Source organism: Nonomuraea sp. MG754425, from assembly GCF_021699195.1.
Lineage (GTDB): Bacteria > Actinomycetota > Actinomycetes > Streptosporangiales > Streptosporangiaceae > Nonomuraea.
Map to the genome: position 1 here is coordinate 1 of NZ_SSXE01000010.1, position 20137 is coordinate 20137.

The 20137-nt window shown below is 71.3% G+C and carries 22 protein-coding genes; 14 read left to right on the forward strand and 8 right to left on the reverse strand.

Annotated features, from left to right (window positions below; genetic code table 11):
- Positions 1-239 precede the first annotated feature (239 nt).
- Positions 240-1388 (forward strand): DUF418 domain-containing protein, encoded by a 1149-nt coding sequence (locus FAF44_RS05195; RefSeq protein WP_237101843.1) that lies wholly within the window; start codon positions 240-242, stop codon positions 1386-1388.
- Here the strand turns inward: FAF44_RS05195 and FAF44_RS05200 are convergent.
- Positions 1385-2296, reverse strand: coding sequence for a LysR family transcriptional regulator (locus FAF44_RS05200; protein WP_237101844.1), 912 nt, complete (start codon positions 2294-2296; stop codon positions 1385-1387). The two genes, FAF44_RS05195 and FAF44_RS05200, sit on opposite strands and share 4 nt — an antisense overlap.
- 134 nt (positions 2297-2430) lie before the next feature.
- Between FAF44_RS05200 and FAF44_RS05205 the strand changes: the two genes are divergently transcribed.
- From FAF44_RS05205 to FAF44_RS05215, 3 genes are read left to right on the forward strand one after another with little or no spacing between them, the layout of a single operon-like run.
- The gene (locus FAF44_RS05205) at positions 2431-2895 is read left to right on the forward strand and encodes a nuclear transport factor 2 family protein (protein WP_237101845.1); all 465 of its coding nucleotides are present in this window, start codon (positions 2431-2433) and stop codon (positions 2893-2895) included.
- Positions 2892-3434: a YceI family protein gene (locus FAF44_RS05210; RefSeq protein ID WP_237101846.1), complete on the forward strand. Its 543-nt coding sequence runs from the start codon at positions 2892-2894 to the stop codon at positions 3432-3434. Before FAF44_RS05205 ends, FAF44_RS05210 begins: the two co-directional genes overlap by 4 nt.
- Before the next feature lie 36 nt (positions 3435-3470).
- Positions 3471-3629 (forward strand): hypothetical protein, encoded by a 159-nt coding sequence (locus tag FAF44_RS05215; RefSeq protein ID WP_237101847.1) that lies wholly within the window; start codon positions 3471-3473, stop codon positions 3627-3629.
- On the opposite strand, the gene FAF44_RS05220 is transcribed toward FAF44_RS05215, so the two are convergent.
- A complete protein-coding gene (locus FAF44_RS05220) occupies positions 3626-4549 on the reverse strand; it encodes an AraC family transcriptional regulator (protein WP_237101848.1) in 924 nt (307 codons plus the stop codon). The genes FAF44_RS05215 and FAF44_RS05220 overlap by 4 nt on opposite strands.
- Before the next feature lie 119 nt (positions 4550-4668).
- Between FAF44_RS05220 and FAF44_RS05225 the strand changes: the two genes are divergently transcribed.
- Positions 4669-5220 carry an NADPH-dependent FMN reductase gene (locus FAF44_RS05225; RefSeq protein WP_237101849.1) on the forward strand — a complete coding sequence of 184 codons (552 nt, stop codon included), beginning with the start codon at positions 4669-4671 and terminating at the stop codon, positions 5218-5220.
- A 217-nt stretch (positions 5221-5437) separates the two neighbouring features.
- On the opposite strand, the gene FAF44_RS05230 is transcribed toward FAF44_RS05225, so the two are convergent.
- The gene (locus FAF44_RS05230) at positions 5438-6523 is read right to left on the reverse strand and encodes a serine hydrolase domain-containing protein (RefSeq protein ID WP_237101850.1); all 1086 of its coding nucleotides are present in this window, start codon (positions 6521-6523) and stop codon (positions 5438-5440) included.
- A 2-nt stretch (positions 6524-6525) separates the two neighbouring features.
- On the reverse strand, positions 6526-7383 hold the full coding sequence (locus tag FAF44_RS05235) for an SAM-dependent methyltransferase (RefSeq protein ID WP_237101851.1): 858 nt from the start codon (positions 7381-7383) through the stop codon (positions 6526-6528).
- A 29-nt stretch (positions 7384-7412) separates the two neighbouring features.
- On the opposite strand from FAF44_RS05235, the gene FAF44_RS05240 reads away from it, so the two are divergent.
- Both FAF44_RS05240 and FAF44_RS05245 read left to right on the forward strand, forming a co-directional pair.
- Entirely contained in the window at positions 7413-8402 is a 990-nt protein-coding gene (locus FAF44_RS05240) for an alpha/beta fold hydrolase (RefSeq protein ID WP_237101852.1), read from the forward strand.
- Entirely contained in the window at positions 8399-9367 is a 969-nt protein-coding gene (locus FAF44_RS05245; protein ID WP_237101853.1) for a threo-3-hydroxy-L-aspartate ammonia-lyase, read from the forward strand. Before FAF44_RS05240 ends, FAF44_RS05245 begins: the two co-directional genes overlap by 4 nt.
- Positions 9368-9556: 189 nt before the next feature.
- Here the strand turns inward: FAF44_RS05245 and FAF44_RS05250 are convergent, their stop codons facing one another.
- A complete protein-coding gene (locus FAF44_RS05250; protein WP_237101854.1) occupies positions 9557-10012 on the reverse strand; it encodes a MarR family transcriptional regulator in 456 nt (151 codons plus the stop codon).
- 104 nt (positions 10013-10116) lie between these two features.
- Here FAF44_RS05250 and FAF44_RS05255 point away from each other — a divergent pair, with 104 nt between their 5' ends.
- The 3 genes from FAF44_RS05255 (at position 10117) to FAF44_RS05265 (ending at position 12220) form a co-directional block, all read left to right on the forward strand.
- Positions 10117-10662, forward strand: a complete 546-nt coding sequence (locus tag FAF44_RS05255) for a YceI family protein (protein WP_237101855.1) — start codon at positions 10117-10119, stop codon at positions 10660-10662.
- A gap of 171 nt (positions 10663-10833) precedes the next feature.
- On the forward strand, positions 10834-11529 hold the full coding sequence (locus FAF44_RS05260) for a DUF899 family protein (protein WP_237101856.1): 696 nt from the start codon (positions 10834-10836) through the stop codon (positions 11527-11529).
- Between the two features lie 358 nt (positions 11530-11887).
- Positions 11888-12220, forward strand: coding sequence for a hypothetical protein (locus tag FAF44_RS05265; RefSeq protein ID WP_237101857.1), 333 nt, complete (start codon positions 11888-11890; stop codon positions 12218-12220).
- A 66-nt stretch (positions 12221-12286) separates the two neighbouring features.
- Here the strand turns inward: FAF44_RS05265 and FAF44_RS05270 are convergent, their stop codons facing one another.
- Positions 12287-13132, reverse strand: coding sequence for a helix-turn-helix transcriptional regulator (locus FAF44_RS05270; RefSeq protein ID WP_237101858.1), 846 nt, complete (start codon positions 13130-13132; stop codon positions 12287-12289).
- Between the two features lie 102 nt (positions 13133-13234).
- On the opposite strand from FAF44_RS05270, the gene FAF44_RS05275 reads away from it, so the two are divergent.
- On the forward strand, positions 13235-14230 hold the full coding sequence (locus tag FAF44_RS05275) for an aldo/keto reductase (RefSeq protein WP_237101859.1): 996 nt from the start codon (positions 13235-13237) through the stop codon (positions 14228-14230).
- A 25-nt stretch (positions 14231-14255) separates the two neighbouring features.
- On the opposite strand, the gene FAF44_RS05280 is transcribed toward FAF44_RS05275, so the two are convergent.
- Together FAF44_RS05280 and FAF44_RS05285 are read right to left on the reverse strand one after the other, a co-directional pair.
- A complete protein-coding gene (locus tag FAF44_RS05280) occupies positions 14256-15440 on the reverse strand; it encodes an NAD(P)/FAD-dependent oxidoreductase (protein WP_237101860.1) in 1185 nt (394 codons plus the stop codon).
- A 93-nt stretch (positions 15441-15533) separates the two neighbouring features.
- Positions 15534-16478, reverse strand: a complete 945-nt coding sequence (locus tag FAF44_RS05285) for an RNA polymerase sigma-70 factor (protein WP_237101861.1) — start codon at positions 16476-16478, stop codon at positions 15534-15536.
- 166 nt (positions 16479-16644) lie between these two features.
- Here FAF44_RS05285 and FAF44_RS05290 point away from each other — a divergent pair, with 166 nt between their 5' ends.
- From FAF44_RS05290 to FAF44_RS05300, 3 genes are read left to right on the forward strand one after another with little or no spacing between them, the layout of a single operon-like run.
- Positions 16645-17538 (forward strand): polyphosphate polymerase domain-containing protein, encoded by an 894-nt coding sequence (locus FAF44_RS05290; RefSeq protein ID WP_237101862.1) that lies wholly within the window; start codon positions 16645-16647, stop codon positions 17536-17538.
- Positions 17539-17542: 4 nt separating this feature from the next.
- On the forward strand, positions 17543-18220 hold the full coding sequence (locus FAF44_RS05295) for a DUF4956 domain-containing protein (RefSeq protein WP_237101863.1): 678 nt from the start codon (positions 17543-17545) through the stop codon (positions 18218-18220).
- Positions 18221-18229: 9 nt separating this feature from the next.
- Entirely contained in the window at positions 18230-19960 is a 1731-nt protein-coding gene (locus FAF44_RS05300; RefSeq protein ID WP_237101864.1) for a CotH kinase family protein, read from the forward strand.
- Positions 19961-20137: the final 177 nt, after the last annotated feature.

Consider the following 20137-nt stretch of genomic DNA (forward strand, 5'->3'; position numbering starts at 1 on the left):
GTCGAGGGGGCATCCCGTGGCCCGGTGCGCCACCCCATGCGCCAGGCTGCTGGGACGGGGGTCGCGGCGGCTGCGGAGGGTATGCCATGCCCCCCATTGTGCTGTAGCTCATTACCATCCGCCTCAATTGCCGCACTAAGTGTCACATCGGACAGACCCCGTGCCGGGCGATGCTTTGGTCGGCAGGCACCGACCAAGGTCTGATGCCCGGTCCCACGGCCCGTCCGTAGCTTCGGCTCATGACGGAAGTGCGTACGCGGCCCGCCACCAGGGTCCACGAGATCGACGTGGTGCGCGGGTTCGCGCTCGCGGGCATCCTGGTGGCCAACATCGGCTTCTTCTCCCACCCCGGCTACGCCATGAACGGCGCCATGACCCTCCCCGACGGGCCGGTGGCCTCGGCGGTCACCGCGCTCGTGCTGACCAAGTTCTACATCGTCTTCTCGTTCCTGTTCGGCTACTCGTTCACCCTCCAGACGCGCTCGGCCGAGCAGGCGGGCGCGAGCGTGCGGGCCAGGATGGTGCGCCGGTGCCTCGCGCTGTTCGCGATCGGCCTGGCGCACGGGATCCTGCTGTGGGTCGGCGACATCCTCACCCTGTACGCCGCACTCGGCCTCATCCTGCTCGCGCTGCGCGGCCTGCGGCCGAGGACGGCCGTCGTGATCGGCTCGGTCATCGTCGGCGTGCTGACCCTGCTGATGGCGGGGCTGGCGGCGCTGTCCACCCTCGACCCGTCGGCCGGACAGGCCGCACCGCCCGACGCGGGGGCCGCCGCCCGCGCGCTGTCGCTGGCCACCGGCGGGCCGCTCGACTTCCTCACCCTGCAACTGGAGCTCTACCCGGGCCTCGTCTCGATGATCTGGATCTTCCAGGGGCCGATGGCGCTGGCCATGTTCCTGTTCGGGCTCGCGGCGGGCAAGGCCCGGCTGCTGGAGGAGACCGGGCGGTGGTGGCGGCTGGCGCCGCGCATGCAGTGGATCGGGTTCGGTCTCGGGCTGCCGGGCGGCGTCCTGCTCGCGGTGACGGCCGCCCGGCCCGGCGTGTGGGAGCTGACCGGCCTGGCGGTGAGCACGGTCACCTCGGTGCCGCTGGCCGCCGCGTACGTGGTGACGCTGCTGCGGGTGGTCCGCCGCCTGCCCGCCGTGGGCCGCGCGCTGGCCCCGGCCGGCCGGGTGGCGGCCTCCAACTACGTCGGGCAGTCGGTGCTGTGCTGCCTGGTCTTCACCGGGTACGGCCTGGCGCTGGCGGGCCGGCTGTCGCCGCTCGCCGTGATGGGCGTGGCCCTGGCGATCTACCTGCTGCTGCTCTGGCTGAGCGCGCTCTGGCTGCGCACCCACCGCTACGGGCCGGTCGAGTACGTCCTGCGCCGCGTCACCAACCTCGCCTAGTCCGCGCCGGGAGGAGCGTCCAGCGTGATAGGGCCGAGGTCGGCGGCGGTCCGGGCCAGGGCGCGGACGGCGGGGTGGTCGGTGCCGGACGGCCAGATCAGGGCGAACCGGAGAGCGGGGGCGTCGTGAAGGGGGACGAAGACGATGCCGGGAGGGCGGTTGTAGCGGGCGGCGATCTCGCCCAGCGGGTGCACGCAGTGCCCGGCGGCGACCAGGGCGAGGATCTCGTGGAAGGTACGCGCGATGGGCCCCCGGGGGACGCGACGGCCGAGTGGCGTACGGAACGGGACCATGGACGCGACCCAGTAGTCGGGAGCGCCGGGCCCGAGGTCGATGACGTGGTTGTCGGCGAGGTCCTCCAGGGAGGCGCTGCCGCGTTCGGCTAGCGGATGGCCGGCGGCCACCGCCAGCACCCGGCCGCTGGTGAGCACGGTGGGGCCGACGGTGAGGTCCGGCTCAGTCACCGGCAACCACAGCACGTGCCCGTCGGCGTCGCCGGTGCGCAGCGCGGCGAACGGGTCGCCGCCGGTGACCTCGCTGAACCGGACGTCGCCGCCGGGGTGGCGGGCGCGGAAGGCGTCCACGAGCGGTTGCAGTTCGTGCCCGGCGTGGCCGAACACGCCCAGCCGGAGGGTGCGGCCCGCGCTCAGGCCCGCCGCCTGGGCGCGGGCCAGCCCCTCCTGCAGCAGGTCGTAAGCCTGCCGCAGGTCTTCGCGGAGCCGCCGGCCGATGGGGGTCAGCGCCACGCGCCGGCTGGTGCGCTCGAACAGCGCCGCGCCGATGCGCCGCTCCTGTTTGCTGATCGCCTGGCTGACCCGCGCCTGGGAGACGTGAAGCCGTTCGGCGGTACGGCCGAAGTGCAGTTCCTCGGCGAGCGTCAGGAAGATTTCGATGTCCCGTAGCTCCACGAATAACCCCCATGTTATGGATCGCCCCACGAACCTTACATTGTTCGGCCTCTGACCTGCGCTGATGATGGACACGTGGCCACCGGGACGGTGGTCACGCACCCCAGGGACACATCGACAAGGCAGGGATACCGATGAGCGACATGCAGGCCGTCGCCGACCGCGTCGAGATCGAGGCGCTGCGCGGCGAGCTCACCGACGCGGTGATGATGCGTGACTACGACCGCCTCGCCTCCCTGTTCACCCCCGACGCCGCCATGCGGTGGCCGCACATCGGCAAGGAGTTCCTCGGCCGGGACGAGATCCGCGAAGGGATCAGGTGGGGCCAGGGGCTCTGGGAGTTCTTCGTGCAGAACGTCCACCCCGGCACCGTCCGGATCGACGGCGACACCGCGACCGGCCGCGCCTACATCCAGGAGTTCGGCCGGATGCGCGACGGCGGCTCGCATCTGAACTTCGCCCTCTACCACGACCGCTACCGGCGCACCCGCGACGGGTGGAGGTTCGCCGAGCGCGTCTACGAGGTCAGGTACCTCGACTCCACGCCGCTCGCGGGCTCGCCGCCTGATCCCATGAGTATCCAGGAGAGTCCAGCATGACCACCACCATCGTGCTCAGCGACCTGACCGGCGACTACACCCTCGACCTGGCCCGCACCCGGATCGGCTTCGTCGCCCGGCACACCATCGGCCCCGAGGTCCGGGGACGGTTCGACCGCTTCGAGGGCCACGCGCGGCTGGACGGCGCCGACCCGGCCAGGTCGGACGTCCGGCTCACCGTCCAGACCGAGAGCATCTCGACCGGCAACCCGCAGCGCGACGAGTACCTGCGTGCCAAGTACCTGAACCGCGCCGAGCACCCGGCCATCACCTTCACCTCTAGCGAGGTGCGGCAGACCGGCGCGACCGCCTTCGAGCTCACGGGGGACCTGACCATCCGCGGCGTGCGCAAGCCGATCACCGTGCACCTCGAACTGACGTCCGCGGAGCACGACCCGTCGGGCGGCCTCCGGCTCCGGCTCAAGGGCGGCGCCACGATCGACCGCAAGGACTGGGGCGTGCACTGGGCTGCCGCCGCCGGCCTGGTCGCCAGGAAGGTGGCGCTGGAGTTCGACGTGGCGGCACTCAGGAAGCCCTGACCGGCCCCGCTCCGCGAAGAGAAGGAGAGATCGACCATGATCCTGGTCACCGGCGCCTCAGGGAATGTCGGCGCCGACATCGTCGGCCAGCTCGTGGCGGCGGCTGGGCAGGTCGAGCCGGACGTGACCGACGGGGCCATGGTCTTCGAGAGCGTGCGGCGGGCCAGGGAGCGCTCCGGCCGGCCGGCCGGCTAGGCCGCGCCGGCGCAGCGGCGGTAGCGGCCGGGGGCGACGCCGTACTCGCGCTTGAAGGCGGTGCCGAAGGCGAACTCCGACATGTAGCCCACCCGCTCGGCCACCTCGGCCACCGACACGTCGGACTCGCGCAACATGCGGGCCGCGCTCGCCAGCCGCCACCAGGTCAGGTACGCCAGCGGCGGCTGCCCGACCAGCGCCGAGAAGCGGCGGGCGAACCCGGCGCGCGACAGGCCCGCGTGGTTGCCGAGCGACTCGACCGTCCAGCGGTGGCCGGGGTCGGAGTGGATGGCGTTGAGCGCGCGGCCGATGGCCGGGTCGGCCAGCGCGGCGGACCAGCCGGACAGCGTGCACGGCTCGTCGTCCGCCTCGAACCAGGCCCGCAGGATGTAGAGCTGCAACATGTCGAGCAGGGACGACACGATGGTGTCCGCCCCGGGACGCGGATCGCCGATCTCGCCGGTCAGCAGCTCGACGGCGGCCCGCAGCGCCGGGTGGGAGCCGAGCGTCGCGGGCAGGTGGATGAGGCCGGGCAGCTCGGCCAGGATCGGGTGGATCCGGTCGGCGTCGAGCCGGTAGCCGCAGGAGAGGATGACGGTCTCGGCCCCGGCGCCGTCGAAGCCGGCCGAGGCGTACAGGCCGGAGTGCAGGGTGCAGGCCGACTCCGTCAGCGGGCGGGCGGGATCGTCGGCCAGCCCGAACGCGTCGCCGTGCGGCAGGAACACCACGTCGCCCATGTTCAGCCGGACGGGCTCGCCGTCGCCGGGAAGCAGCCAGCAGGACCCGCGCAGCACCACGTGGAAGACCGCGGACCCGGGCGCGGCGGGGAAGCGCTGGCCCCAGGGAGCGCGCCAGGAGACGCGGGCGGAGGTGGGGCGGCCGGTCCGCATGAACGCGACCACGTCGCTCAGCACGTCCATGAAGGTGAGTCTAACGCCTGAGACGATGACGTATAAAACTGGGACAGCAGCGCATTCAGTATCTCAGCCATGCCTTCTACGGTGGTTCGAGTAACCGAACGACCCTTGAGGGAGCACTCATGCTGAAGGTGGGCATCATTCTGGGCAGCACCCGCCCCGGACGCAACGGCGAGGCGGTGGCCCACTGGGTCCGCGACCTGGCGGCCAAGCGAGGCGACGCCGAGTACGAGATCGTCGATCTGAAGGACTACGAGCTGGGCAACATCGACGAGCCGGAGCACCCCGCCACGGGCAACTACCAGCACGAGCACACCAAGCGCTGGTCGGCCAAGATCTCGTCCCTGGACGCGTTCGTCATCGTGACCCCCGAGTACAACAACTCGTACCCGGGCGCGCTGAAGAACGCCCTCGACTTCCTGTACGGCGAGTGGAACAACAAGGTGGCCGGATTCGTCGGCTACGGCGTGGACGGCGCGCCGCGGGCCATCTCGCACCTGCGTCACGTGCTCGGCCTGCTCAGCGTGGCCACCGTGTCGAACCAGGTCGGGCTGTCGATCCACACCGACTTCACGGACGGCTTCGCGCCCGCCGCCATGCACGAGGACCGGCTGAACGGCGTCCTCGACCAGATCCTCGCCTGGGGCTCGGCCCTCCAGCCGCTGCGCGGCTGAACAAGCAGGTATTTATCCCCGTACGTCGCCCTCTGGGAGAGCATGATCCTGGAAACGGGCGGCCGGAAACCGTTGGAACGGCCCGTGCGCCAGGTCACCGCGACCCCCGCCGGGCCGAGCGCGGTCACGCTGCGGGGCGGCGCCCTGCTCGGCGGGCACCTCTGCCGCCGGAGGGCTCATACCCCTCGGGGGCCGGGTCGCCTCGGAGGCTCCGGAGTCAGGCGCACTCCGCGACGATGGCGCCGATCCGCTGGGCGGTGCCGAAGTCGGCGGTGAGCCGGTTCTTGGCGACGGCGAACGCCACGCCGGTGGCGGCGTCGGCGCACGCGTAGGCGCCTCCGCTGCCCGCCCAGCCGAAGACGGTCGGCGTGTCACCGGGATCGGTGCCCAGGCGGCCGATCGCGTACCCGCTCGACAACACCGCGCGGTTGCCGAACACCCGGTCCACGTCGTCCACGACCGGCGTGCTCAGCTCGCGGAGCCGGTCGGCGGAGATCAGCCGGACGCCGTCCACGGGGCCGAGGAGCGCGGCGTACATGCGGGCCGCGGCCCGCGCGGTGAACTGCCCCGTCGCCGGGACGGCGGCCGACAGCACGTCGGCCCGGTTCCCGAACGCCGCCGTCGGCCGCACCCCGTGCGGCGCGACCGCGAGCGCGGGCGAACCCTCCGGAGCGTCGGCGTACCCGGGGACGTCTTCGAGCCGGGCGAGCCGCCCCACCTCGGCCCGGGGCACGCCGAGGAACAACTCGCCCGCCGCCTTCAGCGGGGCGGCCACCTCGTCCGCGAACGCCCGCGCGACGGGCACACCGGTGACCCGCCGCACGATCTCGCCGACGATGTGGCCGAAGGTGTAGGCGTGGTAGCCGGTCCCGTGGCCCGGCTCCCACCACGGCCGGGCGCCGGCGATCAGCGCGCACATCCCGTCCCAGTCGCACAGGTCCTCGGGGGTGACGTCCGACGGCAGTCCGGGCACGCCCGTGGAGTGCGTCAGGGCGTCCCGCACCGTGGCGGCGTGCTTGCCGTGCGCGCCGAACTCCGGCCAGCTCTCCGCGATCGGCGCGTCGAGGTCGAGCACGCCGCGGTCCGCGAGCACGTGCGCGAGGGCCGCCGTCAGGCCCTTGCCCGCCGAGAAGACGTGGAAGGGGGTGCCGGGTGTCACCGGCCGGCCGGTGACGGGGTCGGCCGACCCGGCCACCACGTCGGCGACCTGCGCGCCGTGCCGGTAGACGGCGATCTGCAGCCCGCGCTCGGCCCCGGAGCCCACGAGTTCGTCGGCCGCGTCCTGGAGCCGCCGCTGCAACACGCTCAGCGTTTCCGGCCGAGTCCGGCCAGCACGTTGTAGTGGGTCAGATTCTGGCGGATGAGGTCGTCGGGCTCGCTGCGCCACTCGGCCAGCGGCACGAGACCGGGCTCGACGAGTTCCAGGTCGCCGAAGTACGACGCGATCTCCGCCCGGGTGCGCCAGCGGCCCGTCCCCAGGTTCTCGTTGAAGTTCCGCTCCGCCTCGACAGCGATCTTGGACGCCTCGGGGTGCTCGTCGCCGGGATCGTGGAAGTGCACGATGGCCAGGTGGCTGCCGGGCGCGAGGACCGAGCGGAAGCGGGCCATCACGCCATCGGGGTCCTCGTCGTCGTTGACGTGGTGCAGGACGGAGACGAACAGCAGCCCGAGCGGCCGGCTGAGGTCCAGCGACCGCAGCACCTCCGGGTGCTCCAGGATGTCGGCGGGCCGGCGGACGTCGCCCGGCACGACCGTGGTGACGTCGTTCGTGGCGAGCAGCGCCCGGCCGTGCGCGAGCACGATCGGATCGTTGTCCACATAGACCACGCGGGCCTCCGGCGCGATCGCCTGGGCGATCTCGTGTACGTTGCCCTGCGTGGGGAGCCCCGAGCCGACATCGAGGAACTGCCGGATCCCGGCCTCGGCCACCATGTGCCGGACGGCCCGGCGCAGGAAGGCCCGGTTCGCCCGGCCCGCCTCGCGCGCGTCGGGGGCGATCTTCAGGGCTTCCTCGGCCACCTTGCGGTCGGCCTCGAAATTGTCCTTGCCGCCGAGGAAATAGTCGTACACGCGAGCGATGCTGGGTCTGGTGGGATCGATCCCGGGTGGTGCCCATTCCTTCGGGGAGTCGCCCTGCTCCGAGATCCGATTGTTCTCACCCATGGCACGGATCGTAGCGTTGAATGCCGGGAGTGCCGAAGCAGTTGATCTATGAGAAGCATGTCGGAGTTTGCGGGGATCCGGCGGTCGAGCTCTTCACCGTGCTCACCGCCGATCCGCCCGTCCGGGACCCGCTGCTGGTGATCCACGGCGGGCCCGACTGGGACCACACCTACCTCCGCGACCCTCTGCTCGGCCTCGCAGACCACCGCGACCTGATCTTTCCCGACCTGCGGGGCTGCGGGCGATCCAGCCGGGGCCTGCCGGACGGCCATTACACCCCGGACGCCGCGACGGACGACCTCGTCGCCCTGCTCGACGTGCTCGGCGTGGCCAGGGCCGACGTGCTCGGGTTCTCCTACGGTGGCCTGCTCGCGCAGCGGCTGGCGCTGGCCGCGCCCGGTCGGGTGCGGCGGCTCGTGATCGCCTCCAGCGCTGTGCTGCCCGTGCCCGCGGACGCGTTCGCCGGCTGGGCGGAACGCGACCGCCGCACCGCCGCCGAGACCGCCCTCTGGTCCAGCATGGCGCCCTCGGGCGCGGCGGCGTGCGGCTCGGCACTGTCCGGGGCGGTGGCGCCAGGGGCGGTGCCGTCCGGGGTCGAGTTGACGCGGGCGGCGGCGTTCGCCGGGGCCGAGGCGAACGTCTGGCGTCCGGAGGCGCTCGACGACTACCGCGAACGCCTCGCCCACGTGCGCTTCTCGGCCGAGTGGCTGCGGCCGTGGCGCGCGGGAACCCTGCCACCGGCCCGCCCGGACGACGCCGCCGGCCGCCTGGCCGCGCTCGGCGTGCCGATCCTGCTGCTGCACGGCAGGCAGGACATGACGTTCCCGGCGGTGCTGGCCGAGCGGGCCGCGCGCCTGATCCCGTCCGCCAGTGCCGTGCTCCTCGACGAGGCCGGTCACATGGCGCACGTGGACCGGCCGGGCCCATGGCTGGAGGCCGTGTCCACCTTCCTGAGACGATCTCTCCCAGCCTTTCCGCACGACGACCCGTACGACGACGAGGAGGAGCATCGAGCATGACCAACGCACTGCCGGTCACCCTGGACGACGTCCACGACGCCGCCGCCCGGTTGAAGGGCGTCGCCCACCGCACGCCCGTCCTGCGCTCGCGCACCCTGGACGCCCTGGTCGGCGCCGAGGTCTTCGTCAAGTGCGAGAACTTCCAGCGCGTCGGGGCGTTCAAGTTCCGCGGGGCCTACAACGCCGTCTCCCGCCTCACACCGGGGCAACTGGCCAGGGGCATCGCCGCCTACTCCTCCGGCAACCACGCCCAGGCCGTCGCCCTGGCGGCGCGCGAACTGGGCAGCACGGCCGTGATCGTCATGCCCGAGGACGCCCCCCGCTCCAAGATGGAGGCCACCGCCGGCTACGGCGCGGAGATCGTCACCTACGACCGTTACACCGGCGACCGGGTCGCAATCGGCGAGGCGCTGGCGGCCGAGCGCGGCCTGACGCTGATCCCGCCGTACGAGCATCCGCACATCATCGCCGGTCAGGGCACCGCGGCCCTGGAGCTCATCGAGGACGTCGAGGACCTGGACGCGCTGGTCGTCGCGGTCGGCGGCGGCGGCCTCATCGCGGGCAGCGCCACGGCGGCCAAGGGCCTGCTGCCCCGGATCCGGGTGATCGGCGTCGAGCCGGAGGCGGGCGACGACACCCGGCGCTCGCTCGCGGCGGGGGAGCGGGTGTCCGTCCCCATCCCGCGCACGATCGCGGACGGTCTGGCCGCCGAGATCCCGGGCGAGCTGACCTTCTCGGTCAACCGGCGTCTGGTGGACGAGATCGTCCTGGCCGGCGAGGACGACATCCGCGCGGCCATGCGCTTCGCCTTCGAACGCATGAAGATCGTCATCGAGCCCAGCGGCGCGACCTCGCTGGCCGCGCTGCTGTCCGCCCGGGTCCCGGACCTGCCGCGCCGGGTCGGCCTGATCATCTCCGGCGGCAACATCGACACCCGCCGCTTCACCGAACTCTGCGGTCCATGACGCGCGCCCGGGTCCGGCGGCTCCCCGACCTCTGACGGAGCCGCCGCTGCCCGGCCGCCCGCTCCGGACGTCCGACGGAGCCGCCGCCCGGCCCGGCGGCCGGCTCCCGACGTCCGGCCGGATCGCCGCGATCCGGCCGTTGATCGAGCCGCCGTGATCCGGCCGTCCGGTCGCTTCCCCGTGACGGGCTCAGTCCATCCTGGTCAGGCGGTCGAGCAGGAGGCGGCTGATGTCGCCGAGTTGCCGGAACTGCTCGGGTGTCAGCACGTCGATCAGGTGCTCGCGCACGCTGTCCACGTGGCGTGGGGCCGCCACCCGCAGCGCCTCCAGCCCCTCGTCGGTGAGCACGGCGAGCCAGCCGCGCCGGTCGCCCTCGTAGTGCTCCCTGCGCACCCAGCCGTTCTGTTCGAGCTTGTTGACCGCGTGGGAGATGCGGGAGGGCTTGGAACGGGTCTGGTGCGCCAGCTCGCTCATGCGCATGGTCCGCGCAGGGGCCTCGGACAGCAGCACCAGGAGCTCGTAGTAGGTCGCCGGCATGCCGGCGGCGGTCTGCAGGTCGCGATCGAGCCGTTCGTTGAGCAGGCGCGTGGCCTGCGCGAAGGATCGCCAGATGCGTTGTTCGTCGTCGTCCAGCCACTTCGTCACGCCGGCATCGTACTCAATTGTTGCGCGCTGAAATAAAACCGAGGTACTGTCGCGCTGAATGTTTCAGTGCTGAAATAAATCTCGCCCTCGAAGGAGCGCACCGCATGTACCCCAGCGAGCTCACCGGCTCCTACACGATCGACCCCGCGCACAGCCGCTTCGGCTTCGTGGCCCGCCATGCCATGGTCACCAAGGTGCGGGGCAGCCTGCCCGTCATCGAGGCCGTCGCCACGCTGGACGCCGCCGACCCGTCGGCTTCCAGCGTCCGCGTGGTCCTGGACGCGGCCGGCGTGGACACCGGCAACGACCAGCGTGACGAGCACCTGCGTACCCATGACTTCCTCGACGTGGCCGCCCACCCGCACATCACGTTCACCGGCACCGGGGTCAAGCATGTCGGCGGTGACAGCTTCGAGGTGACCGGCGAGCTGTCCATCCGCGGCGTGACCAGGGAGGTCACCGTCCCGCTCGACTACACCGGCTCCGCCGTCGATGTCATGGGGGCCAAGCGCGTGGGGTTCGAGGGGGGCGTGGTGATCAACCGCAAGGAGTACGGGGTGACCTTCAACGCCGTCCTGGAGACCGGCGGGGTGATGGTGTCGGAGCGGATCACGCTCGAATTCGACCTGTCCGCGGTCAAGGACGCCTGACGCCCTCGCCTGTGGGCCGGAGAGGGCGGGTCCGCCGGTCCCCTCCGGCCTCGGCATGTCTCCAGGGTGCTCCCGAACCGGCAAGGCAGGGCGGGCCACCGATGAGTTTCCGGGCCGGGCCAGGTCTACCCTTCGCACACCGCAAGCCGCGCACCCGACCAGTGAGGGATCATGAGCACGAACGCGCTACCGCCCATCGTCGACGCTGACACCTGGCAGCGTCAGCTCGACGAACTGCGTGCCCGGGAGAAGGCCGCGACCCGGGAGCTCGACGCCATCGCCGCCCAGCGCCGCCGCCTGCCCATGGTGCGGATGCCGGACTACGTCCTGGAGGGTGAGGACGGGCCGGTCCGGCTGGCGGACGTCTTCGACGGCCGGCGTCAGCTCATCGTCTACAACCACATGTGGTTCCCGGGCAAGGAGTGGCAGTGCTCGGGCTGCACCGGGTTCACCGCGCAGTTCACCCGCCTGGAGTTCCTGGACAACTGGGACGCCCGCTTCGTCATCGTCACCCAGGGTCCGATCGACGCGGCGCTCGCCTACAAACGCCGGGTCGGGAACCGGATGACCTGGTACTCCACCGCGAACAGCCCGTTCGGCGCCGATGTCGGCGCTCCGCTCGGAGGCGGCTTCGCCGTCAACGTGTTCCTGCGTGACGGCGACACCGTGTACCGCACCTGGCACACCAACGGCCGGGGCACCGAGCAGCTCACCCACACCTTCGCGCTGACCGACGTGCTGCCGTACGGGCGGCAGGAGGAGTGGCAGGACTCACCCGAGGGCTGGCCGCAGTCGCCCGCCTACAGCCGCTGGCCCAGTTCCAAGGACGTCGCCGCCGCCTACGGCCAGGACGGCGCCGGCGCGTAGCCGGGCGGCCGGGGTCACGCGGGGTTCCCGCATGACCCCGGCCTGAATCATCGCCTTTTCTGTACAAAACCGGGCATCCACCACCAGGGGTGCAGGGCTGGTGACCGTGGGATCTGTGGGCTTTGACGGGTCGTTTGTGTTTAAGGAGGTAACTGAGAGTATCTGCATGGGTACGTCTGGTTCCGTCTGAGTGCCCCAGTGAGTGGGCGTCGGATTCTGGCCGATCTATTCAGGAACGGAAACGAGAGACGTGAACACAACGATCCGGCAGTCGCGGGCGCCCCGCCGTGGGCGGCTCGCGGCAATTGCTCTGACCGGCGCGGTCGCCGGTGTCATGCTCCTTCCCTTGGGTCAGGGAATGGCCTCCGCCAGCGTGGGCTTCCCGGCCGTCGAGGCCGGCGGCCCGCCGCCGTCCAAGCCGGCCCCGGTCGTCAAGACGAGGGTCGTGCACAGGGAGAAGCCCGTCCTGCGCAACCCGCGCTGGCACCAGCCGAGAATCGACATCATCGTCGACAACCACAACCACTCGCGCAACAACAACAGGCACCACGTGCACCGGCGTCATCACGAGGACCACAAGCACGAGGAAGTCAAGTACGAGCCGGTCAGGGAGGAGCTGCAGCAGGCCGATGAGACGGCCACCGCGACCAACAACAACAACCCTTGGTGGTGGCCGGAAGAGCTGAGCTGAGCTGAGCTCTGAGGTCGTGGAGGGCCGGCGCGGTCCGGACCTCCACGACCCCGCCCCCCAGGCGCGTCACACAGTCGTCTCGAAGCTCTGTGTCCCGATGACGCGCAGCAGGTCGAGCTTCTCCCGCGCGTCGGTGCCCTCCGTGGGCAGGAACACCAGCACCTTGAGATCCTCCTCGGGGGTGAACAGCACCTCGCACGTCAGGTGCAGCATCCCGACCTCCGGATGCAGCAGCCGCTTACGGTCGAAACGGCGCACCGCGACCTCGTGCCGCTCCCACAACTCGCGGAACTCCGCGCTGCGCTTCAGCAGTCCGTGCACCAGATTCCGCACGTCGTCGTCGCCGGCCCGCCGCGAGTACGTCGCCCGCAGATCGCCGACGTGCGCGGCCGAGTGGCGCGGCCAGTCCTCCTCGGGGAACCGGGTCCGGACGGCCGGCTCGGTGAACCACCGCCACGTGATCTGGCGGGTGCCGCCGGCACTGTGCGCCAGCGGGCCCATCACGGCGTCGGCGAGGGCGTTGTGCCACAACACCTCGTGCAGGTCGGTGCAGATCGAGACCGGGACGTCGGTCAGCCGCTCGGCCATGCTGATCAGACCGGGCCGGATGTGCCGGCCGGCCCGGCGCTTCGGCGGCGTCAGCCCGGCCAGGTGGAACAGGTGGTCGCGCTCGTCGAGGTCGCAGCGGAGCGCGCGGGCCAGGGCGGCCACGATCGACTCGGACGGGTTCGCGCCGCGCCCCTGCTCCAGCCGGGCGTAGTAGTCGCCGGACATGCCGGCGAGCTGCGCCACCTCGTCCCGCCGCAGGCCGGGTGTGCGCCGTCGTACGCCGTCGGGCAGGCCGACGTCGGCGGGGCGCAGCAGCTCGCGGCGGCGGCGCAGGAAGTCGGCGAGTCCGGCGCGGTCGATCACGTCCAGGAGTCTACGGACCGCGCGCGGGCCCCAACCAGGACCAGGCAGTCCCTGGATGGGCCGTACCTGGTCCGGCCGTCCGGGGGCGCGCACAGTGGAGGCATGACAACGTTGACCGACCTCGGCACCCGGCGGCTCGGCCGCACCGGCCCCCTCGTCTCCTCGCCCGGCCTCGGCTGCATGGGCCTGTCCGGCGCGTACGGCCCCGTGGACGAGGACGAAGGCGTGCGCGTCCTGCACGCGTACCTGGACGCCGGCGGCACCCTGCTGGACACCGGCGACTTCTACGGCTCAGGGCACAACGAGACGCTGATCCGGCGGGCGTTGCGGGAGCGCGACCGCGACGAGGTCGTGCTCTCCGTCAAGTTCGGCGCGCTGCGCGGGCCCACCGGGCGGCCCGCCGGGATCGACGCCCGCCCCGCCGCCGTGCGGAACTTCCTGACCTACTCGTTGCAGCGACTCGGCACCGACTACGTCGACGTCTACCGTCCGGCCCGGCTCGACCCGTCCGTGCCGATCGAGGAGACCGTCGGCGCGATCAACGAGCTGGTCGAGCAGGGCTACGTGCGCCACATCGGCCTCAGCGAGGTCGGCGCGCGGACCATCCGCCGGGCCGCGGCCGTCGCGCCGATCTGCGACGTGCAGCTCGAGTACTCGCTGCTCAGCCGCGGCATCGAGGACGAGATCCGGCCCGCCTGCCGCGAACTCGGCATCGGCGTCACCGCCTACGGGGTGTTGTCGCGCGGCCTGATCGGCGGCAGCGGGGAACTCGGCGGGGCGCGGGCCGTCCTGCCGCGCTTCCAGGGCGCCGACCGCGAGCACAACGTCGCCCTCGTGGCGCGGCTGGCGGAGCTCGCCGCGGCGAAGGACGCCTCCGTGGCGCAACTGGCGATCGCCTGGGTGGCGGCGCAGGGCGAGGACATCGTGCCGGTCGTCGGCGCGCGGCGGCCGGACCAGGTGGCCACGCTCGTCGGCAGCGGCCGCGTCTCGCTCAGCCCCGAGGAACTCGCCCGCATCGACGAGCTCATCCCGCCCGGCGCGGCCCGCGGCGACCGTTACCCCCGCCAGGGCATGGCCGATCTGGACAGCGAACGCTGAGCCCCGCCCCGCCGGAGCCACCCGGTCACGCCGCCGCCTTGGCGACCGAGCCCGACGCGGCCCGCGACCGGGTGACGGGCCGCCGCCGGACCGGCATCCCGAGCGTCGGGTTGGCGACGCCCCAGGCGGCGCTCTTGCAGATCAGCTCCTTGTAGGCGGTGGCGAGCCGGCCGGTCAGGACCGCGGGGCGGGACCGGTCGTCGTCGGTGACGTACTGGATCAGCCCCTCCCTGCGGCCCAGCGAGACGCACTGCATGAAGTAGCCCACCGACCCGTTCGGGACCTTGCCGCCGGTCAGGCGGGCCGCGATCGCGTCGGCGGCCTGGTACGAGGTCGGAATGCCCGAGGCGCACGACATCCGCAGCGGCCCGCCGCCCTTGCCCATGGCCAGGGCCGCGTCACCGATGGCGTACACGTCGGGGTGCGAGACCGAGCGCATGGTCCCGTCGACCACGATCTGGCCGGTGGCGCCGACCTCCAGGTCGCTCGCACTCGCGATCGGGTGGACCGCGAACCCGGCGCTCCACAAGGTGACCGCGGACGGGACGGTCCGGCCGTCGGCCAGGGTGACGCGGTCGGCCTCGACGCCGGTGACGGTGGCCTTCTCGTGCACGGTGATCCCGAGCCCGGTGAAGACCTTGCGCAGGTGGCGGCGGCCCTTGGGGGAGAGCCAGTCGCCGAACTCGCCGCCGGCGGCGATGGCGACGGTGAGGTCCGGGCGGGCCTCGGCGATCTCGGACGCGGCCTCCACGCCGGTGAGGCCGCCGCCGACGACGGTCACGGTCTGCCCGGCCCCGAGCCCGGCCAGGCGCTCGCGCAGCCGCAGCGCGCCCGGCCGGCTCGCGATCTCGTAGGCGTGCTCGGTGGTCCCGGGGACGTCCTGGGTGTTCCAGCCGCTGCCGAGGGCGTAGACGAGGGTGTCGTAGGCGAGCTCCTCCCCGTCGACGGTGACGGTCTTGCGGCCGACGTCGACACGGGTGACCCGGCCCAGCCGCAGCTCGACGCCGGTGCCCGCGAACATCTCGCTGAACGGCCGGCGCCTGAGGTCCTGGCCGGTCGCGACCTGGTGCATGCGGACGCGTTCCACGAAGTCGGGCTCGGCGTTGACGAGGGTGATGGAGACCTCCTCGGGACGCAGCCGCTTGGCGAGACGGCCTGCGGCGGCCGCTCCGGTGTACCCGGCTCCGAGGACGATCACGCGGTGCTTCATGTGCCTGCTCCTGTCTTGGCTGGTTTCGCCCCTTGAACCGGATGGCTCACCGTTTCCTGACAGGAACGGGATGTGAGACACGTCACATCCCGTTCAGTAGGCGTCGACCAGCGGCTCCCCGTGCTCGACGGTCGCCCACAGCTCGGTCGCGCGGGCGAGCTTGTCGGGGTTGACCTGGGTACGGATCGCGGTGATGCCGTCGGCGGTCACCTCCATGCACATGACGCCGACCACCCGGCCGTCCAGGACGGCCACGAGGGCGGGCTCGCCGTTGGCGACCCAGGCGTGGATGGCGACCGCGCCGCCGAGCGCCGCGCGCTTGGCGGCGGTGGGCTTGAACTGGCCGCGCAGGAACTTCGCGACCTCGATCGCGCCCTCGACCACCCTGGCACTGGCCGGGACCTTGCCGCCGCCGTCACCGATCGCGACGGCGGAGGTGGTGAGCAGGCGCACGAGCGGCTCGGTACGGCCGCTGGTGGCCGCCGCCAGGAACTCCTCGACGATGCGCCGGGCGGCGGCGTCGTCGATCTCGGTGCGGGTCCTGCCGTCGGCGACGTGCTTCTTGGCACGGTGGAAGATCTGCTGGCTGGCGGCCTCGGTGAGGTCGAGGATCGCGGCGATCTCCCGGTGCGGGTAGTCGAACGCCTCCCGCAGCACGTAGACCGCCCGCTCATTGGGGGACAGGCGCTCCAGGAGGGTGAGGACCGCGTACGAGACCGATTCGCGCTGCTCGGCGGTGTCGGCCGGGCCGAGCATCGGGTCGCCGGCGAGCAGCGGCTCGGGCAGCCACCGGCCCACGTAGGTCTCGCGGCGGGCCCGCGCCGAGGAGAGCTGGTTGAGGCACAGGTTGGTGAGGACCTTGGTGAGCCAGGCTTCCGGCACGTCGATGGCCTCGACGTCGGCGGCCTGCCAGCGCAGGAACGTCTCCTGCACGACGTCTTCGGCCTCCGCCGCCGAGCCGAGCAGGCGGTAGGCGATGGCCTCGAGCCTCGGCCGGCAGGCGACGAACCGGCCGACGTCGTCCGTGGTCAGCGACATGGCCTGATCCTAGCCGCGCGGCCCGGATCGGCGGAGCGCGGGTTCGCGACTCCCGGCGGCCCCCGGCGGTCGCCGCGTTCACCCTCGCGTCAGGTCTGGTTCACACATTATTCCCAGCTTCGTGCTGTCCGATGTGGGCTGACCATGTGCTGACGAAAGGAGGGACATGCTGCGAAGGTTCCGCAAACCAGCCGTTTCCGCAGCCGGCGGCGACACTCAGCCGGCGCCCGGCACCGGGACGGACGACGACCAGGGCCACCGGCTCCGGGCTCCGAGCAAGCTGCACGCCTTCAACCGGTACGAGATCAAGTACCTCGTGGACGCGACCGAGGCGCTCGCGCTCCGGGAGGAGATCGAGCAGCGGCTGGATCGCGACCGTCACAGCGGTGACCAGGGCTACGGCATCTGGAGCGTGTACTACGACACCCGGCAACTGCGTTTCTACTGGGAGAAGATCGAGGGCCTGAAGTTCCGCAGGAAGCTGCGGGTGCGCCACTACGGCGACCGGTTCGCCGTGGACGACGGCACGCCGGTGTTCGTCGAGATCAAGCAGCGGGTCAACCGGGTCACGCAGAAGCGCCGGGTGCGCCTGCCGTACCGGGACGCGCTGCGCCTGTGCGACGGCCGCCAGATGGTCGAGCACGAGCCTTCCCAGAGCGCCTTCCTGGAGGAGGTGCTCGACCTCGTCCTGCGCCTGGACCTGCGGGCCGTCGCGATGACCGGGTACCAGCGACACGCCTACCTGGGCCGCAACGCCGACGTGGGCCTACGGGTCACCTTCGACCAGCGCATCCGCGGCCGTGACCGGGACTTCCACCTCGGCGCGGACACCGACAACCGGCTCATCGTCCCCGCCCGCAAGGCCATCGTGGAGGTCAAGGCCAACGAGCGGGTGCCGTACTGGCTGACCGACCTCACCGCCAAACGGAACCTGCAGGTCGTGCGGGTCTCCAAGTACTGCCAGAGCGTGGAGGCCCACGGCCTGGCCCCGCGTTCGATCTTCCACGTTCCCGACCACGATCTCGACGCCGACCGGCCGACGCCGGCGCTGGAGGCATGACCCCATGGACTTCTCATTCCAGGATCTTTCCGGCACGTTCAGCGTGGCCGACATCGCCATCGCGATGTCGCTGTCGTTCGTGCTCAGCGCGATGATCGGCTGGGTGTACCGGGCGACGCATCGCAACGTGTCCTACAGCCAGTCGTACGTGCAGACGCTGGTCATCCTGGGCATGCTGATCTCGCTGATCATGCTGGTGGTCGGCTCGAACATCGCCCGCGCCTTCGCCCTGGTCGGAGCCCTGTCGGTGGTCCGGTTCCGGAACGCCATCAAGGAGACCCGTGACGTCGGGTTCATCTTCCTGGTGATGGGCGTCGGGATGGCCGTCGGCACCCGCTTCTACGTGCTGGGCGTCGTCGCCGCGGTGGCGATCTCGCTGATCATCATGGTCATGCACCGGTTCAACTGGTTCCAGCTCAACGTGCGCCGTCAGGTGGTCAAGGTGCAGGTCCCGTCGGACGAGGACTTCACCGCGTCGATCCAGGACGTGCTCATCCGGCACACCGACGAGTTCGAGCTGGTCAGCATGGAGTCGATCCGGGCGGGCGCGCTCACCGAGCTGATGTACACCGTCAAGATCAAGAAGGGCAGCGAGCCCGCGGACCTCATCGGCGCGCTGCGCGAGCGCAACCACGGCCAGTCGGTCACCGTCCTGACCGGGTACGACCAGACGGACCTGTAGGCCCGGCAGATGGCGCAGCCCAAGCAGTTCAAGCATCGCATCCCGGTCAGACTCCGGCACAACTGGAAGCTGGTCGCGCTGTGCGTGGCCTTCCTGGCGGCGTGCTGGGGCGTGTTCGGCAGCGGGACCATCCGCCCGTACGTCACCACCGCCCAGGCCGCCGAAGCCAAGACCGTCACCACGAACCTGACCGGCACCAAGGACCTGTTCGACGCCTCCGTGGCGCACGAGGTGAAGCTCACCTTCACCGACCAGGCGTACGAGGACATGCTGAACGAGTACTTCAAGGAAGGGGAGAAGAAGTACGTCGAGGCCGACCTGACCATCGACGGCACCCGCATCCCCAGCGTCGGCGTCCGCCTCAAGGGCAACTCCACCCTGATGGGGCTGACCTGGAAGGGCCAGTCCAAGCAGCGGGCCGTGCCGGGCGGCGGGCGGCGGCCCGGCGGCGGCGAGCGGCCGGAAGGCATGCCGGAGGGTTTCCAGCCACCCGAAGGATTCCAGCCACCCGAAGGATTCCAGCCACCCGAAGGATTCCAGCCGCCGGAAGGATTCCAGCCGCCTGGAGATGGCCAGCAGCAGGCCGGGCAGCCCCAGGCCGGGCAGCCGCAGGGGAACGGCGGGCCGCCCGGAGGCGGCGGCATGTTCGGCTCGTCGCTCAAGGCCGAGGAGCCGGAGAACCTGCCGTGGCTGATCAGCTTCGACGAGTTCGTCGAGGGCCGCCGCTACCAGAACCACAGCCAGGTGGCCGTCCGTCCGGCCGCGATGGGCTCGACGACGATGCTGAACGAGGCGCTCGGCATCGCGCTGGTCGGCGCCGCCGGCGAGCCGACCCAGCGCTCCGCCTACAGCTCCTTCACCGTCAACGACCGCGTCTCCACCCCGCGCCTGGTGGTGGAGTACCTGGACGAGGGCTACGCGGAGAGTCTCGGCGACGGTGTGCTGTACAAGTCGCTGGCCAGCGGCTCCTTCACCTACAAGGGTGAGGACCAGACCGAGTACACCACCGACTTCAAGCAGATCAACAAGATCGGTGGCAAGGACCTGCAAGCGGTCATCGACCTGGTCAAATGGGCGAACGAGGCTACCGACACCGAATTCGCCGAGGGCCTCGCCGACCGCCTGGACGTGGAGTCGTTCGCCCGTTACCTGGCCCTGCAGCACATGATGGTCAACTTCGACGACATGGCCGGGCCCGGCAAGAACTACTACCTGTGGTACGACTCGGGCACCAGGAAGTTCAAGGTCATCACCTGGGACCTCAACCTCGCCTTCAACGGCGACGCCAAGAGCGGCGTGAACGACACGATCGGGATGGGCGGCTTCGGCCGGGGACGCGCCCAGCCGACCCAGGGCCAGGATCAGCAGGGCCAGGATCAGCAGGGCCAGGATCAGCAGGGCCAGGATCAGCCACCGCAGGGTTTCGCACCGCCTGAGGGTGGCGGGCAGGGACGTCCGGAGGGCGGCGGCGGCATGATGCGCATGGGCCATCCCCTGAAGGAGAAGTTCCTCAAGAACGCCACCTTCAAGAAGCTCTACGAGGAGCAGTACCGCGCCCTGTACGCCAAGCTCCTGGCCGACGGCACCGCCTCCGGCCTGCTCGACAACCTCGTCACCGCCTACAAGCTGAACGACAAGGCCGACACCGCCAAGATCGAGGAAGAGGCGAAGACGCTGCGCACGTTCCTGCAGACCCGGACCGAGACGCTGGGCTCCGACCAGGCGATCAGCGGCTCCTGACACCTTCGCCGGCGCGGGTTCTCCGGGCATGCTCCTGGAGAACCCGCCCTCGCCGACGGCGCACCCGCCGGACACCTGTTTCCTCCTGACGGGCGCGGTCGCACGCGTCGGGCCGAGGCGGGGTGGTGTCAAGAATGTTGCGGTCGCTCCGACTACCGGTGAGAGGGCCGCCGGATC